The 16,297-nt window shown below is 65.2% G+C and carries 16 protein-coding genes; 8 read left to right on the top strand and 8 right to left on the bottom strand.

Going from position 1 to position 16,297, the window contains the following annotated elements; all coding sequences use genetic code 11:
- Positions 1–180: 180 nt before the first annotated feature.
- From murG to PSV40_RS14295, 8 genes are all read left to right on the top strand, one after another.
- Complete coding sequence (gene murG, locus PSV40_RS14330; protein ID WP_300538870.1) at positions 181–1,272, top strand: undecaprenyldiphospho-muramoylpentapeptide beta-N-acetylglucosaminyltransferase; 1,092 nt, start codon at positions 181–183, stop codon at positions 1,270–1,272.
- Entirely contained in the window at positions 1,269–2,702 is a 1,434-nt protein-coding gene (gene murC, locus PSV40_RS14325) for a UDP-N-acetylmuramate--L-alanine ligase (protein WP_300538867.1), read from the top strand. The genes murG and murC overlap by 4 nt, the downstream gene beginning before the upstream one ends.
- On the top strand, positions 2,699–3,676 hold the full coding sequence (locus PSV40_RS14320; protein WP_300538864.1) for a D-alanine--D-alanine ligase: 978 nt from the start codon (positions 2,699–2,701) through the stop codon (positions 3,674–3,676). Before murC ends, PSV40_RS14320 begins: the two co-directional genes overlap by 4 nt.
- Complete coding sequence (locus tag PSV40_RS14315) at positions 3,673–4,464, top strand: cell division protein FtsQ/DivIB (protein ID WP_300538862.1); 792 nt, start codon at positions 3,673–3,675, stop codon at positions 4,462–4,464. The genes PSV40_RS14320 and PSV40_RS14315 overlap by 4 nt, the downstream gene beginning before the upstream one ends.
- A gap of 4 nt (positions 4,465–4,468) precedes the next feature.
- Complete coding sequence (gene ftsA / locus PSV40_RS14310; protein ID WP_300518006.1) at positions 4,469–5,698, top strand: cell division protein FtsA; 1,230 nt, start codon at positions 4,469–4,471, stop codon at positions 5,696–5,698.
- Positions 5,699–5,840: 142 nt separating this feature from the next.
- Positions 5,841–7,073: a cell division protein FtsZ gene (gene ftsZ / locus PSV40_RS14305; RefSeq protein ID WP_300538860.1), complete on the top strand. Its 1,233-nt coding sequence runs from the start codon at positions 5,841–5,843 to the stop codon at positions 7,071–7,073.
- Between the two features lie 213 nt (positions 7,074–7,286).
- Complete coding sequence (gene lpxC / locus PSV40_RS14300) at positions 7,287–8,210, top strand: UDP-3-O-acyl-N-acetylglucosamine deacetylase (RefSeq protein ID WP_300538857.1); 924 nt, start codon at positions 7,287–7,289, stop codon at positions 8,208–8,210.
- Between the two features lie 21 nt (positions 8,211–8,231).
- The gene (locus PSV40_RS14295; RefSeq protein WP_300538855.1) at positions 8,232–8,408 is read left to right on the top strand and encodes a hypothetical protein; all 177 of its coding nucleotides are present in this window, start codon (positions 8,232–8,234) and stop codon (positions 8,406–8,408) included.
- A 10-nt stretch (positions 8,409–8,418) separates the two neighbouring features.
- Here the strand turns inward: PSV40_RS14295 and ruvC are convergent, their stop codons facing one another.
- Genes ruvC through PSV40_RS14255 form a run of 8 tightly spaced genes read right to left on the bottom strand, consistent with a single transcriptional unit; the run spans position 8,419 to position 15,786 of the window.
- Complete coding sequence (gene ruvC, locus PSV40_RS14290; RefSeq protein ID WP_300538852.1) at positions 8,419–8,967, bottom strand: crossover junction endodeoxyribonuclease RuvC; 549 nt, start codon at positions 8,965–8,967, stop codon at positions 8,419–8,421.
- A gap of 42 nt (positions 8,968–9,009) precedes the next feature.
- Positions 9,010–9,990 (bottom strand): phosphatidate cytidylyltransferase, encoded by a 981-nt coding sequence (locus PSV40_RS14285; protein ID WP_300538849.1) that lies wholly within the window; start codon positions 9,988–9,990, stop codon positions 9,010–9,012.
- Complete coding sequence (locus PSV40_RS14280) at positions 9,990–10,607, bottom strand: lysophospholipid acyltransferase family protein (RefSeq protein ID WP_300538847.1); 618 nt, start codon at positions 10,605–10,607, stop codon at positions 9,990–9,992. The genes PSV40_RS14285 and PSV40_RS14280 overlap by 1 nt, the downstream gene beginning before the upstream one ends.
- Positions 10,604–11,362, bottom strand: a complete 759-nt coding sequence (locus PSV40_RS14275; protein WP_300538845.1) for a transglycosylase domain-containing protein — start codon at positions 11,360–11,362, stop codon at positions 10,604–10,606. The genes PSV40_RS14280 and PSV40_RS14275 overlap by 4 nt, the downstream gene beginning before the upstream one ends.
- On the bottom strand, positions 11,359–12,219 hold the full coding sequence (gene aroE / locus PSV40_RS14270) for a shikimate dehydrogenase (RefSeq protein ID WP_300538842.1): 861 nt from the start codon (positions 12,217–12,219) through the stop codon (positions 11,359–11,361). Before aroE ends, PSV40_RS14275 begins: the two co-directional genes overlap by 4 nt.
- Complete coding sequence (locus PSV40_RS14265; protein ID WP_300538839.1) at positions 12,216–13,064, bottom strand: TonB C-terminal domain-containing protein; 849 nt, start codon at positions 13,062–13,064, stop codon at positions 12,216–12,218. The genes aroE and PSV40_RS14265 overlap by 4 nt, the downstream gene beginning before the upstream one ends.
- A gap of 18 nt (positions 13,065–13,082) precedes the next feature.
- Positions 13,083–15,146 (bottom strand): RNB domain-containing ribonuclease, encoded by a 2,064-nt coding sequence (locus PSV40_RS14260; protein WP_300538836.1) that lies wholly within the window; start codon positions 15,144–15,146, stop codon positions 13,083–13,085.
- A 55-nt stretch (positions 15,147–15,201) separates the two neighbouring features.
- Positions 15,202–15,786, bottom strand: a complete 585-nt coding sequence (locus PSV40_RS14255; protein WP_300538833.1) for a YqiA/YcfP family alpha/beta fold hydrolase — start codon at positions 15,784–15,786, stop codon at positions 15,202–15,204.
- Between the last annotated feature and the right edge of the window lie 511 nt (positions 15,787–16,297).

Below are 16,297 nucleotides of genomic sequence, written 5' to 3'. Positions count from 1 at the left end.
GCAGCGCTGCAAGGCGCGGAGCGGCTTGGTTGATGCGCGGAGGGCGGTCGTGAACATGCTGCACACAGCTCCCTTCTTTACCCTCTCCCTCCGGGAGAGGGGCAGGGTGCGGGCTCCCGGCCAGCGCGATGCCCCCACCCCCACCCTCTCCCAAGGGGAGAGGGGGCAAGAGGTGACACCATGAGCAAATGCGCCCTCATCATGGCCGGCGGCACCGGCGGCCACATCTTCCCCGGGCTGGCCGTGGCCGAGGCGCTGCGTGAGCGCGGCTGGCGCGTGCACTGGCTGGGCGGCCGGGGCACGGCTGACCACCCGAGCATGGAGAGCCAGCTCGTGCCGCCGCGCGGTTTTTCCTTTGAGAGCATTGAATTTTCGGGTGTGCGCGGCAAGGGTGTGACCACGCTGGCCTTGCTGCCGCTGCGCCTGCTCAAGGCCTTCTGGCAAAGCATTGCGGTGGTGCGCCGCGTCAGGCCCGATGTGGTCGTGGGGCTGGGCGGCTACATTGCGTTTCCGGCCGGCATGATGAGTGTGCTGCTGGGCAAGCCGCTGGTGCTGCATGAGCAGAACTCGGTTGCCGGGCTGGTCAACAAGGTGCTGGCGGGTGTGGCCGACCGGGTGTTCACGGCTTTTCCGAATGTGCTGAAAAACGCGACCTGGGTGGGCAACCCGCTGCGCCCGGCCTTCACGCAGCAGCCCGACCCGGCTATCCGGTTTGCCGGCCGCAGCGGGTCTCTGAAATTGCTGGTGGTCGGTGGCAGCCTGGGCGCGCAGGCGCTGAACCGCATCGTGCCGCAGGCCCTGGCCCTGATTCCCGAGGCGCAGCGCCCCCAGGTCATTCACCAGAGCGGCGCCAGGCAAATCGAGGCGCTGCGCGAGAACTACCGCACCGCCGGCGTGCAGGCCGAACTCACGCCCTTCATCAACGACACGGCCCGGGCATTCGCCGAGGCCGACCTGGTGGTCTGCCGCGCCGGTGCCAGCACCGTGACCGAAATTGCGGCCATCGGCGCCGCGGCGCTGTTCGTGCCGTTTCCGGCCGCGGTGGACGACCACCAGACCACCAACGCTGCTTTTCTCGTGGACAGCGGCGGCGGCTGGCTGGTGCAGCAGCGCGACCTGACACCCGAATTTCTGGCGGACATGCTACAAAAAACAGAGCGGCCTGCGCTGTTGCAGCGGGCGCTTCAGGCCAAAAAGATGCAAAAAACAGATGCCACCGCCAACGTGGTGGCCGCCTGCGAGGAGCTGGTCCAATCATTGGACCGACCATGAAACACGCGATCAAACACATTCACTTCATCGGCCTGGGCGGCTCCGGCATGTCCGGCATTGCCGAGGTCCTGCACAACCTCGGTTACGTGATCTCCGGCTCCGACCTGTCCGACAGCGCCACCTTGCGGCGCCTGGCCGGACTGGGCATCCAGACCTTTGTCGGCCATGCCGCCGAAAACCTGGCCAGCGTTGATGCGGTGGTCACCTCGACGGCGGTGAAACCCGACAACCCCGAGGTGCTGGCGGCGCGCGAAAAACGCATCCCCGTGGTGCCGCGCGCGCTGATGCTGGCTGAGCTGATGCGCCTGAAGCAGGGCATTGCGATCGCCGGCACCCATGGCAAGACCACCACCACCAGCCTGGTCGCCAGCGTGCTGGCCGAGGGCGGGCTGGATCCGACCTTTGTGATCGGCGGCCGGCTCAACAGTGCCGGCGCCAATGCCCGGCTGGGTTCCGGCGACTACATCGTGGTCGAGGCCGACGAGTCGGATGCCTCCTTCCTCAACCTGTTGCCGGTGATGGCGGTGGTGACCAACATCGATGCCGACCACATGGAAACCTACGGCCATGACTTCGGCAACCTGAAGAAGGCCTTCATCGATTTCCTGCACCGCATGCCGTTTTACGGCACGGCGATTTTGTGCACCGACGATGCGGCCGTGCGCGAGATCGTGCCGCAGATGTCCTGCCCCATCACCAGCTACGGTTTTGGCGAAGACGCCCAGGTGCGGGCCATCAACGTGAAGGCGGTAGGCGGGCAGATGCACTTCACGGTGCAACGGCGCAATGGCGTGATTCTTGCCGACCTGCCAGTGGTGCTCAACCTGCCCGGCGAGCACAACGTGCTCAATGCCCTGTCGGCCATCGCGATCGCGGTGGAGCTCAATATTCCCGACGCCGCGGTGCAGAAGGCGCTGGCCGAATTCAAGGGCGTGGGCCGGCGCTTCCAGCATTACGGCGATGTGCCGGCGCCCGCCGGCGGCAGTTTCACCGTGATTGATGACTACGGCCACCACCCGGTCGAGATGGCCGCTACGCTGGCCGCAGCGCGCGGCGCCTACCCGGGCCGGCGCCTGGTGCTGGCCTTCCAGCCGCATCGCTTCACCCGCACGCGCGACTGCTTCGAGGACTTTGTGAAAGTCATCGGGCAGGCCGACAGTGTGCTGCTGTCCGAGGTCTACGCCGCCGGCGAGGCACCGATTGTGGCGGCCGACGGCCGGTCGCTGGCACGCGCGCTGCGGGTGGCCGGCAAGGTCGAGCCGGTGTTCGTCGACGACATCGAGGCCATGGCGCAGGCGATTGCCGACAACGCCCGGGACGGCGACGTGGTGCTCTGCATGGGGGCCGGCACGATTGGCGCGGTGCCCGGCAAGGTGGTCGAGCTGCTACAGAAAACAGAGCGTTCTGCGCAGGAAGGAAAAGGGCTGTGAGCCTGAAAGACTCCCCATTTGGCAAGGTGGCGGTGCTGCTGGGTGGCCACTCCGCGGAGCGCGAGGTCTCGCTGATGTCGGGCCGCGGGGTGCTGGAGGCGCTGCGTTCGCGCGGCGTCGATGCCCACGCCTTCGACCCGGCAGAGCGTGAGCTCGGCGAGCTCAAACGCGAGAACTTTGACCGCTGCTTCATTGCGCTGCACGGACGCTTTGGTGAAGACGGCACGGTGCAGGGCGCGCTCGAGATGATGGGCATTCCCTACACCGGCTCCGGCGTGATGGCCTCCAGCATCGCCATCGACAAGGTCATGACCAAGCGCATCTGGCTGGCCGAGGGCCTGTCCACCCCCAAGTACCTGTTGCTGCGTCGCGGCGCCTTTGAGCGCCAGCAGGTGATCGCGGTCCCCGACGACCTAGGATTGCCGCTGATCGTCAAGCCGGCGCGCGAGGGTTCGTCCATCGGGGTGGTCAAGGTGGCCGGCTATTCCGGCATGGTCGATGCGGTCGAACAGGCGGCGCAAATGGATGCCGACGTGTTGTGCGAGCAGTTCATCAGTGGTGATGAAGTGACCTGCCCGGTGCTGGGCACGGGGGATGATGCGCGGGCCCTGCCGGTGATCCGCATCGTCGCGCCCGAGGGCAACTACGACTACCAGAACAAGTACTTCACCGACACCACGCAATACCTGGTGCCCTGCGGCCTGCCGGCGGGCGAGGAAGCGGCGATCCAGGCGCTGGTGCTCAAGGCCTACCGCCTGCTGGGCTGCCGCGGCTGGGGCCGCCTCGACGTGATGATCGACGGCAAAACCCGCCAGCCCTACCTGCTGGAGATCAACACCTCGCCCGGCATGACCGGCCATTCGCTGGTGCCGATGTCGGCACGCGCCGCGGGCATCAGTTATGAGGATCTCTGCCTGGACGTGCTGCGCACGGCCAGCCTGGACAACCCGCGCACTCCGGGAGGCGCTGCGTGAGCCAAACCCTGCCTGTCCCGCTGGACGTCAAGCTCATGAACACCACGTCGCTGGTGCTGGGGCTGGCGTTTGCGGGCATGCTGGTGACCTTCGGGGTGTCGTGGCTGCTACAGCAGAACCTGTTTCGCCTCACGGCCATCCGGGTCGGCGGCGACCTGGGCCACAACAACGCGGTCACGCTGCGCGCCAATGTCGTGCCCAGGTTGACCGGCAATTTTTTCACGGTCGATCTGCTTCGGACGCAGGCTGCGTTCGAGAGCGTGCCCTGGGTGCGCAAGGCGGTGGTGCAGCGCGAGTTTCCCAACCGGCTGCGGGTGGTGCTGCAGGAGCACCAGGCCATTGCCTTCTGGGGGCAGGAGGGCGACGCCCGCCTGGTCAACAGCTACGGCGAGGTTTTCGAGGCCAACCAGGGCGACGTCGAGGCCGACGATCTGCCGCTGCTCAACGGACCGCAGGGCCAGGCCGTGCTGGTTCTGGCGGGTTACCGCAGGCTGGCCCCGGTGTTCGAAAAAAAGGACACCCGGCTGGAACTGCTGGAGCTGACGGCCCGCGGCAGCTGGCGGGCCAGACTCGAGGACGGTGTGGTCATCGAGCTGGGGCTGGGCTCCCTCGACGAGATCCATAGCCGTGCCGAGCGATTCATCGCCACGCTGACACAGGTGTCCAGCAGGTTCGGCCGCAATCTCGAGTCGGCCGACCTGCGTTACAGCAACGGGTATGCACTCAAGCTCAGAGGCGTCACCACCACGGTGTTGGGCGGCAACGAGGACAGGAAAGCAAAAAGGTAAAGATATGGCGAAAGAATACAAAGATCTCGTGGTGGGGCTGGACATCGGGACCAGCAAGGTCATGGCGGTGGTGGCCGAGGTCCTGCCCGGCGGCGAGCTCAAGCTGGCCGGCCTGGGCATCGCCTACAGCAACGGGCTCAAGCGCGGCGTGGTGGTCAACATCGACGCCACGGTGCAGAGCATCCAGCAGGCGCTGAAAGAGGCCGAACTGATGGCCGACTGCAAGATCGCGCGTGTCTACACCGGCATCACCGGCAGCCACATCCGCGGCATCAACTCCAGCGGCATGGTGGCGGTCAAGGACAAGGAAGTGACGCAGGCCGACGTGGCCCGCGTCATCGAGACGGCCAAGGCCATCAACATTTCCACCGACCAGCGCCTGCTGCTGGTCGAGCCGCAGGAGTTCGTCATCGACGGCCAGGACGTGCGTGAACCCATCGGCATGAGCGGCATCCGGCTCGAGGCCAAGGTGCACATCGTGACCGGCGCGCAAAGTGCGGCGGAAAACATCATCAAGTGCGTGCGCCGCTGCGGCCTCGAGGTGGACCAGCTGATGCTCAACCCGCTGGCCTCCAGCCTGTCGGTGCTCAGCCGCGACGAGCAGGAACTCGGTGTCGCGCTGGTCGACATCGGCGCCGGCACCACCGACGTGGCGATTTTCACCGGCGGCGCGATCCGCCACACCGCCGTGATTCCGATCGCCGGCGACCTGATCACCAGCGACATCGCCATGGCGCTGCGCACCCCGACCAAGGACGCCGAAGACATCAAGGTCGAGAGCGGTTTTGCCAAACAGCTGCTGGCCGACCCGGACCAGCAGGTGGAGGTGCCTGGCCTGGGCGACCGCGGGCCACGCATGCTCAGCAAGCAGGCGCTGGCCGGCGTGATCGAGCCGCGCATCGAGGAAATTTTTTCGCTGGTGCAGCAGGTCATCCGCGAGTCGGGGTACGAGGAGGTGCTGTCGTCCGGCATCGTGATCACCGGCGGCAGCGCGGTCATGCCGGGCATGGTCGAACTCGGCGAAGACATTTTTCTCAAGCCGGTGCGGCGCGGCATTCCGCGTTATTCCAGCGCACTGTCGGACATGGTGGCCCAGCCGCGCGCGGCCACCGTCATGGGATTGCTCGAGGAGGCCCGGCTGGCGCGCATGCGCGGGCATCGCGTCGCGCAGAAGGCGGGCAGTGTTCACAACGCTTTTGGCCGGGTCAAGGACTGGCTGGTGGGGAACTTCTGATGAAAAAATTTACGGTTTTTATCTGGCGGAGTCCGCGGTGCAGTCACTCGGGGGGCGCCGATCCCCCTGCGTGACACTTTTCCCATCGAGAAGAAACTAATAAAAATTTTTGGCAACTGCAACATATGGATAGGAGGCTCACATGAGCATCGAAATGATTGAAATCGAAGAGTTCAACCAGGGCACGCAGATCAAGGTGATCGGCGTGGGCGGCGGCGGCGGCAATGCGGTCGAACACATGATCGAGCGCAACGTCCAGGGTGTGGAGTTCATCTGCGCCAACACCGACGCACAGGCACTCGGCCGCGGCAGCGCGCACAAGCAGATCCAGCTCGGCGGCAGCGGGCTGGGCGCAGGCAGCAAACCCGAGAAGGGCCGTGATGCGGCGGAGTTGGCGGTGGACGACATCCGCGCTGCCATCGCCGGGGCGCACATGCTGTTCATTACCGCCGGCATGGGCGGCGGCACCGGCACGGGTGCGGCGCCGGTGATTGCACGCATTGCAAAAGAGATGGGCATCCTCACCGTCGGTGTGGTGACCAAGCCGTTTGAGTTCGAGGGTGGGCGCCGCATGACCAATGCCGACCTTGGTCTGGCCGAGCTGGAAGCCAACGTCGATTCGCTGATCGTGGTGCTCAACGAGAAGCTGCTCGAAGTGCTGGGCGACGACGTGACGCAGGATGAAGCCTTTGCCCATGCCAACGACGTGCTGAAAAACGCCGTCGGCGGTATTGCCGAGATCATCAACGTCCCCGGCCATGTCAACGTCGACTTCGAAGACGTGCGCACCGTGATGGGCGAGCCCGGCAAGGCCATGATGGGCACGGCCCGCGCCAACGGCCCGGACCGCGCACGCATCGCGGCCGAGCAGGCCGTCGCCTGCCCGCTGCTCGAAGGCATTGACCTGTCGGGCGCCAAGGGCGTGCTGGTGCTGATCAGCGCGGCCAAGGGTTCGCTCAAGCTCAACGAGTCCAAGCTCGCGATGAACACCATCCGCGCCTACGCCTCGCCCGATGCACATGTGATCTACGGCACGGCCTACGACGATGACCTTGGCGAAGACATCCGCGTCACGGTGGTCGCCACCGGCCTGAGCCGCCAGGGCATGCGCCGCCAGGCGCCTCCGCTGCAGGTGCTGCGTACCGGCACGGACAACATGCCGGTGCTCAACATGGCGGTGGGCGGCGCAACCGTCAGCGGTTCCCACCCGGGCGGCAGCAGCATGGGTTCGGCACAGACCGACTACGGCAACATGGCGGTGCCCAGCGTCTGGCGCACCAACCGCACGCAGGCGGCTGCCAAGGTCGATGCGCTGGCGTCGGGTGGCATGGACGACTTCGAGATTCCGGCCTTCCTGCGCAAGCAGGCGGATTGATCGATGTAAAGCTACTGCGCAACCCGATCTCGCGTCTGCGGTGCTCACCGTACCTGGGTACGGCTCCGCTCCTCAACGCAAGCTCGGGCTGCTCGCTACGCTTTCCATTCGATCAATCAGTGATTTGATCGCTGGACCGCTAATCACACAGGCCATGTGCGTCATTGCGCATGACCCGGTGCGTTTGGTCCGGCCTCCAACTAAAATGACGTCATGCTGGCGCAAAGAACCCTCAAATCCCTGACCAAGGCCGTCGGCGTCGGCCTGCACAGCGGTCAGCGGGTCGAGCTGACCCTGCGGCCGGCGGCGCCGGACACGGGCATTGTGTTTCGGCGCGTGGATCTGCCGCAACCGGTGGACATTCCCATTTCCGCGCAGGCAGTGACCGACACGCGCCTGGCATCCACCATTTCCAGCGGCAGTGCCAAGGTGCACACGGTCGAACACCTGATGTCGGCCTGCGCCGGCCTGGGCATCGACAACCTGTACGTGGACATCACGGCCGAAGAGGTGCCGATTCTTGACGGCTCGGCCTCCTCGTTTGTGTTTTTGCTGCAGTCGGCCGGCATTGAACTTCAGGCAGCGCCCAAGCGTTTTATTCGCGTGCTCAAGCCGGTGGAGGTGCGTGAAGGGCAAGGGGTGTCGGAAAAATGGGCGCGCCTGTCGCCCTACAACGGCTACAAACTGGGGTTTGAAATCGACTTCGATCACCCTGCGGTGGATTCCACCGGCCAGCGTGTGGAGTTCGACATGGGCACCGGCTCCTACAGCCGTGACATTGCGCGCGCCCGCACCTTCGGTTTTACCAAGGACGTGGAGATGATGCGCGCCAACGGGCTGGCGCTTGGCGGCGGCCTGGACAATGCCATCGTGATGGACGACTACAAGGTGCTCAACACCGACGGCCTGCGTTACAACGACGAGTTCGTCAAACACAAGATCCTCGATGCGATGGGCGACCTGTACCTGCTCGGCAAGCCGCTGCTGGCCGCCTACACGGCCTTCCGTTCCGGCCATGCGCTGAACAACAAGCTGCTGCGCGAGCTGCTGTCGCACGAAGATGCCTGGGAAGTCGTCACCTTCGACGATGAAAAAACCGCGCCCCAGGGTTTTGCGACCCTGGCGCGGGCCTGGTAGTGCGATCACGCAAGACCTGACATGGCCGTTTTTCGTGTCGCCATCTTCTTGCTGCTGTTCGCGGCCGGCGCGTCATTTGCGCTTTATGCGATCACGTCCCAGGTCCGCTACAAGCATGCGGGGCTCGCCATCCTCAAATGGACCCTGGTGGCCGCTTTCGTCTTTTTTGCCGTACTGATTGCGGACCGGCTGCTCTGAGCCGGTTGCCTCAATGGTGTCTGCCGTCCTTGAAGGACGCGGTGGATTTGCGCTGCAGCGTCGCGGCACGCGCCAGAATGGCGGCGGAGCCTCCCACATGGGCATGGGTGATCGCCAGGCCGAGCGCGTCGGCGGCGTCCTTGCCCGGCAGTGACGGCAGCCTCAAGAGGCGCATCACCATCTCCTGCACCTCGGGCTTGCCGGCCTTGCCGTAACCGGCCACCGCTTTTTTCATCTGCAGCGGTGTGTATTCGGCCACCTCGATGTTGCAACTGACCAGGGCCGTGACGCAGGCGCCGCGCGCCTGGCCCAGCATCAGCGTGGCCTGCGGATTGACGTTGACAAACACGATCTCGCACGCCGAGCTGTCGGGCGTGTAGCGGGCGGTGATTTCGCAGATGCCGTCGAACAGCACCTTGAGCCGCGCCGGCAGGTTGCCCCGGTCCAGGTGGGTGGTCTTGATGGTGCCGCTGGCGACGTAGCTCAGGGCGTGGCCCTCCACGTCGATCACGCCGAAGCCGGTGATCTGCAAGCCCGGATCAATGCCAAGAATACGCATTTGCTCTTCTTTTAATAGCTTCTTGCGCCCGCCGGTATTGGGCTAGAGCCCGAAATACCATCGAACTGAATGAAAGAAAACCGGCGCGGCAAAACACAGGGCGTCGACCCGGTCCAGCAGGCCGCTGGCCCCGGTGACCGACCGGCCTTCGCTGCCCCAGTTGGTGATGCCGCGGTCGCGCTTGAGGGCTTTCATCACCAGGTGGCCGAGTGAGCCGGCCACGCAGGCGATCAGCGCCATGGCCACCGCCTGGGCCGGCTTGAAGGGTGTCAGGCCCGACATCAGCCCGCCGACAAACCCCCCGACCGCCAGCCCGATCAGCCAGCTGCTCCAGTGAAAACTCTGGCTGACCTGGGGAGCCGTGGGTGGGCGCGGCCACTTGCGCGCGGACAGGTGCTGCACCAGCATGCCGGTCTGCACGACAAACACCAGAAAAAACACCAGGAAGGCGTTTTTGCCGCTGTAGCCCGGAAAGTCCAGCAGCAGCAGGGCCGGCACATGGCTGATGCCATAGACACAGACCATGATGCCCCACTGCAGCTTGGCATTGCGCTCCAGAAAGCGCTGCGGGTCGTTGGCCAGGGCGCTGACCACCGGTATCGCCAGGAACACGTACACCGGAATGAACACCGTCACCAGGTCAAAGCGCTCGGTCATGACCAGCCAGAACTGGACCGGCAGCACCACAAAAAAGGCCAGCACCAGGCTGCGGTGGTCGCCACGGCGGGTCGGCGACAGCGTGATGAATTCGCGCAGGGCGAAAAAAGCCACCAGGGCAAACAGCAGGGTGGCCACCGTCTCGCCTAGGGCCCAGCCGACCCAGAACACGGTACACATGATCCACGAGGTGTTGAGCAGGCTGCTGAACTCCTTGATGTCCTGCGTGCGGATCTCGTCCTCGCCGTTGTCGCGCAGCGACATGATGAGTGCCGCGATGCCGGCCACGATCAGCAGGCCGAACACCACGACAAACAGCAGGCCGACCTGGTTGGAGGGGCTCAGGTTACGCAGAAAGCTGCTCATCAGCTCTCCCTCAGCGCCAGCACGGCATCACGCGCACGCACCAGGAAGGCGCCGCGGTCCTCGCCTTCCTGCAGCGCCATGGGCGCGCCGAAGGTGACCGAGCACAGGATGGGCACCGGCACCACTTCGCCCTTGGGCATGACGCGCTGCACGTTGTTGATCCACGCCGGCACCAGCACCACCTGCGGAAATTTCTGCGCCAGGTTGTACAGGCCCGACTTGAAGGCCTGCGGCTCTTCCTGGTTGCCGCGTGTACCCTCCGGAAACAGGATGATGGAGTCGCCGCTTTCCAGCGCGTCCATCAATGGTTCCAGCGGGTCCTGGTCGCCGGTCTTGGCGCGGTCCACGTAGATCGCATTGAACACGGCCGTGGTGAGCCACTGCTTGAACGGCGTTTTGGTCCAGTAGTCCTTGGCGGCGATGGGCCGCGTGATGCTGCGCAGCTCGCTGGGCAGGGCGGCCCAGATCAGCACCAGGTCGGCGTGGCTCTGGTGGTTGGCGAAATAAATGCGCTGTTCGGCCTTGGGCGGGCAACCCTGCCAGCGTGCCTGCGCGCCGGTCAGCGCACGAATCAGGCCCAGAAGGAACAGACTCATGATTTTTGCCGGCAGGTTCATGGCACCTCCACACCACCCATGCGTGCCGCGATGGTGGAGGCGCGCGACGCGAGGTAGCCCGAGCCCGGACGGGTCTCGAAGTACTTGGGACGCGGCAGCATGACGGCCAGGCGCGCGGCCTCGTAGGCGCTGAGTTTCGAGGCGGGCTTGCGGAAATAGTGCTGGGCCGCGGCTTCGGCGCCGAACACACCTTCGCCCCATTCGACATTGTTGAGGTAGATTTCCAGGATGCGTTGCTTGCTCAGCAGGGCTTCGAGCAGCAGGGTCAGCACCAGTTCCTGTCCCTTGCGCATCAGCGTGCGTTCGCCCGAGAGAAACAGGTTTTTGGCGAGCTGCTGGGTGATGGTGGAGCCGCCCACAATTTTGGGTGGTTTGGCGGCCCGGGCAGCGCCCGCCGGCGCGGCGCGGCTGGACAACTTGCCGGCGGCTTTTTCGGCGCGCTGCTCGGCCTGGGTGTTTTTCTCCCAGGCCTTCTCGAGGGCTTCCAGGTCCACCCCTTCATGCTCGACAAAGGTGGCGTCTTCGGACGCGATGACCGCACGCTTGAGGTTGGCAGACAGCTCGGCATAGGGCACCCACTGCTGGCGCCATTTGAGCTCGCCCTTTTCCGTCGCCAGGCGGTACGCTTCGGAACGCTGGAAGGCCGTGGACTGCGGATCCACCACGGCCATCAGCGCGATGCGGCCGACAAAATAAAGCTGCAGCGCCACGGTGGCCAGCAGCACCAGCAGGCTCCAGCGCAGCAGGGCTTTCACGCCGGGGCCTTTTGCTGTTGCTGCATTTCCTGGAGCACCTGGGCAGAAGGCGGGCGCACGCCGCGCCAGAACAGAAAGGATTCGGCGGCTTGCTCCACCAGCATGCCGAGGCCGTCGCGCGGCACCGCGCCGTGGGCCCGTGCCCAGTCGGAAAACCCCTGGGCAGCCGCGCCATACATCATGTCATAGGCCAGTGCGCCGGGCTTGAGCACGCGCGGCGCCAGCGTGATGGCCGCACCGCTGAGGCTGCTCGCTGTGGCGTTGATAATAACATCAAAATCGGCCTCCAGCCCTTGCAGCTCCTGCGCTACCAGCTCTGTTTTTTGTAGCAGCAGTTGCAGCGAGGGATGGCTGGCGTGGCGCGCCACCAGCAGGGCCGCGCGCGTATGCGTGCGGTTGGCGACCACCAGGCGGCGCGGACCGGCCGCCAGCAGCGGCCCCAGCACGCCGGCCGCGGCCCCACCGGCGCCCAGCAGCAGCAGGTCCCGCCCGGCCAGCCGGACACCTGCATTGTTCTGGATGTCATTGACCAGGCCGATGCCGTCGGTGTTGTCGGCTTCGATGCGGCCGGCGTCGAACTTCAGCGTGTTGGCGGCCTGCGCCAGCTGGGCGCGTTCGGTGGCGGAGGTGGCCAGCCGGAAAGCCTCGAACTTGAAGGGCACGGTCACGTTGCAGCCGCGTCCGCCGCTGTCTATCCATTGCTGCAGCGCCTGGGCGAAGTTGTCCAGCGGCGCCAGCAGCTTGCAGTAGTCCATGGCCTGGTCGGTCAGCTCGGCAAAACGCGCGTGGATGGCGGGCGACCTGCTGTGTTCCACCGGGTTGCCGAGGACGCCATAGTGATCCATGGGGCCGCTCATCGCTCAACGAGCCTGGTTTCCAGCGTCTCGTTGCTCGCGAACCTGAAACGCGAGACCACCACGATTTGGTCTGCCTTGCGGCGCATGGCCTCGCTGAAGCGATCAAACGGACCGGTGCTGCGCGCAATGCTTTGCGCGCGACGGTCCAGTGTCAGGTTGCCCGAGGTTTCGGCCACTTCGGTGGACAGAACACGGCCATCGAAGTTGACGGTGATGATCATGGTCAGTTCACCGTAGAGTTTTTTGCCAGCCTGTTCAGGGAAATTGACCGTGCCCTTTTCCTCGATCTTGCGGCGCAGCGTGTCGTAGTACACGGCATACACCTCCTCGCGGGTCGCGGGGCTGATGTAGCGCTTTTTGGGCCGCGCGTTTTCTTCGTTGATGCGCCGTTCGATTTCAGCGAGGATCTTGATCAGCTGTTTGCGTTTTTCCTCACGCTCGGCCTGGGCCGGGTCGGCGGACGGCACCTTCGGGTCAGGCGGCGGCATGGCCGCGAGCTGCTTTTTGATCTGTGCCAGCAGCATGGTCTGCTGCTCCTGCATGGTCTCGACCTTGCGCTGCGCATCCTCGCTGGCGTCGCCGAGCTCGGTCAGCGCCGAAGGCGGCAGCGGGCTGGTGGCCCGGCCTTTTTCCGCCTCGCCGCCGCCGGCCAGCGAGGCCTGGGCAATCGCCCTGGCCTGGTCAGGCCGCTCATTGCTTTTGGCGTTGACCAGGATCACTTCCAGCGGCGTGTCCTGAAAAATCCGGTTGAAACGTTCCGGATCGACAAAACGCACGGTCAGGAGGACCGCATGGACGGCGAGCGATACGCCCAAGGCGATTTGCAGGGTGCTGGGTGACTTCACAGGACTGGATTATCGGGGCTAACCGCCACCCGCCACGGCGGCCGCGTCGTCGGCCGGCTCGTTCAGATCGACGGCGATCGAGATCGGACCAGCGGCGATTTCCGATTCGTTGTCTTCCTCGGCCACCTGCTCGGCATCGGCTTCGTCCACCACAGCGCCCAGGCGCTCAATCACCGTGCTGTGGATGTCGAGCGTGATCTCGTCGATGTCGCCCAGGCGGATGCGCACCTTCGCGCCGCGCGGCAGCCCCTGGGCCCCGGCGGCCGGCAACACCAGCGGCAGGTCGTCGGCGCGCACCAGGTTGTCCTTGAATGCCGTTGCCGTGAGCTCCGTGATCTTTTTCTGTTGCAGGTATTTGAGCGTCCAGTAACGCTCAATGCCGGCCTGGAAACCGTTGTAGGCGCTGTAGGCACCATCAAAGCCCGAGATGATGGAAAACAGTTCCGCGTCTTTCGGCTTGAACGGTGCGGCCAGCGCAGCCGTGCGGCCGTGTTTGACACAGGCGATGATCTGCCACTGGTTGACCAGATCGGTGTAGCGGCGCAGCGGCGAGGTGGCCCAGGCGTAACTTTTGACGCCGATGCCGGCATGCGGCAGGGCCTTGGTGCCCATGCGTACCTTGACGCCCGGCAACAGGCTGGCCTGGCTGCGGTAAATGCCGGGCACGCCATGCGTGGCCATCCACTCGCCCCAAGTGCTGTTGGCCAGGATCATGGCCTCGGCGACGATCAGGTCCAGCGGCGCGCCGCGTTGGCGGATGCTGATGCTGACCGCTTCGTTGCCTTCCGGCTCCTTGCCCGGGGCAATGTCGAGGGAGAAGTTGTAGTCGGGCCGGTTGAAGTTTTCCGGCTTGCCGCGCACCACTTCGCGCTGGGCCTTCAGGTGCATGGCCAGCCGGTGCAGGAAGGCCAGCTCCACGCCCCAGGTGACGCCGGCAGGTGGCGTGGCCTGCGCCGCTTCGAAGAAGGCTTCGTTGAAGGTGTGGTCCAGCTGGTCGTGGCGCAGGTTGCTCACGATGGGCACCTGCTCCAGCCGCGTCACCGACTCCCTGGCCTCGAGCGTGGTTTCGTCGAGCGTGACATACAGCGACAGGGCCGGGCAGTTGCGCCCTTCCTGCAGCGTGTAGCTTTGCACCACCTCATCGGGCAGCATGGTCAGCTTGTAGCCCGGCATGTAGACGGTGGACAGGCGGGCGCGCCCCAAAGCGTCCACCGGGCTGCCCGGCAGCACCGCCAGGCCGGGCGCGGCGATGTGGATGCCCAGCGTGACGGTCCCGCTGCCCAGCCCTTGCACCGACAGCGCGTCGTCAATCTCGGTGGTGCTGGAGTCGTCAATGGAAAACGCCCGGACGTCCGCCAGCGGCAACTCGTCGCTGATGGCAGGCGCCTGCACGGCCGGAAAACCCGTGCCTTTCGGGAAGTTTTCAAACAGGAAGCGTTTCCAGTGGAACTGGTAGGGCGAGGCAATCGCGCCTGATTGCTGCAGCAGGTCCAGCGGCGCCTTGTGCGCCGTGCGCGAGGCCTCGACCACGGCCTTGTATTCGGGGCTGTTCTTGTCGGGCTTGAACAAGATTTTGTAGAGCTGCTCGCGCACCGGCGCCGGGCATTGGCCCTGGGCGAGCTCTTCGGCCCAGGCGCTGATTTGCGCGACGACCTGTTTTTTCTTCTCGATGGCCGCCAGCGCCTGCTGGAGGATCTCGATCGGCGCCTTGCGAAAGCGCCCCTTGCCGGCGCGGCGGAAATAATGCGGCGCCTCGAACAGGCGGAACAGGGCGGCGGCCTGCTGCTCGGTGGAGGCCGGTTTGGCCGGGTCGGCGCTGAAGTAGTCGCGCGCCAGGTCGGCAAAGCCGAATTCCTCGGCGCTCGCAAATTCCCAGGCCAGGTCCAGCTCGATCTCCGCGCTCAAGCGCTGCCCCGCGGCGACCAGCTCGGCAGGCGCGGGTTTTTCAAATTTCAGCAGCGCGTTGGCGGCCTTGACCTTGACCCGTTTGCCCGAGTCGAGCTCCACCTGCAGCGAGGTGTCCGCTTCGGACAAGATGCGGCCGGCCAGAAACTTGCCGGCCTCTTCAAACAATACAAACAAAACGACATCCTTTGGTTACTTCTCCTAGTGTAATCAGCCGCCCCCGGGGCCGGCCTCAGGCGAGGCCCAGGAAGTCCATCACTTCCGGCAGGTGGCGCTCGAAGTCGCTGATGGCGTGGTCGCCGCCTTCCAGCAGCCGGATGTGCGCGCCGGGGTAGCGGCCCGTCATTTCGCGCCAGTCGAGTACCTCGTCGCCCTTGGCAATCACCGCAAAATAGTTTTCCGGCTGGGCCACGGGGCCGCGCTCCAGGGCGCGCAGCTCGTCCACAAAACGCGGCTCGAAGAAAAAGTGTTCGTTCGGGTCGTGCCAGGCGGTCTGCTCGCCGATGTACTTCGCCAGGTCGCGCACTGGGTTCACTGCCGGGTTGAGCAACACGGCCTTGCAGGCGCAGCCTTCGGCCACATGCGTCGCATAAAAGCCGCCCAGCGATGAACCCATCACCGCCATGGTGTCACGGGGCCAGCCGGCGATGCCCTGGCTCACCATCTCCATCGCTTCCCGCGGCGAAGGCGGCAGTTGCGGGCACCACCAGACCACCCCGGGGTGGTGGGCTTGCATCCACGCTGCGACCTGCCGGGCCTTGGCGGACTGGGGGGAGGAGCGGAAGCCGTGGAGGTAGAGGAGGTGGGTGGTGGGCATGGGGCTATGGTAAATCCCTCTGTGTTCCTTTGAGTCCCTTTGTGGCGGCCGGCTGCTGTGGATTATTTGAATAAAAAGTGGCTGTAGCCCTTGTCCCATAAGCGCAAATAGCTATTGAATTGATAGCGTTGTGGCGTGTCGTTCGGGCTGGGCTTGGCCTGTCCTGAGCCTGTCGAAGGGTTGACGCCGCCTTTTCCTCCTGCGCTGGGGTTCGCCAACAAGCCGGGTCTCGCCCCGGCGGGCGACTTACTTTTCTTTGCTTCGTCAAAGAAAAGTAAGGAAAAGAAAGGCGACCCGATGGTCTGGGTCCCCTGCGCTTCGCTCCGGGGCAACCTGCGCTGCTCGACTCCGGCGGGGGTCGGCAGAACTCGCTGCGCTCGGACAACTGCCGCCCTGATCTCGCCTCCGTCTGCGCTGCTCGGCCCAGCCCGACGGGTGGGGGGAACAAATGCGGGTTCGGGTGCGGGGAGACATGACGCGCAAAGCGCGTCATGTCGGGGCACGCGGCCGT

The organism is Polaromonas sp., from assembly GCF_029945925.1.
Lineage (GTDB): Bacteria > Pseudomonadota > Gammaproteobacteria > Burkholderiales > Burkholderiaceae_C > Polaromonas.
The sequence above is the reverse complement of the archived record's forward strand: the minus strand, read 5'-3'. Positions and strand labels throughout refer to the sequence as shown.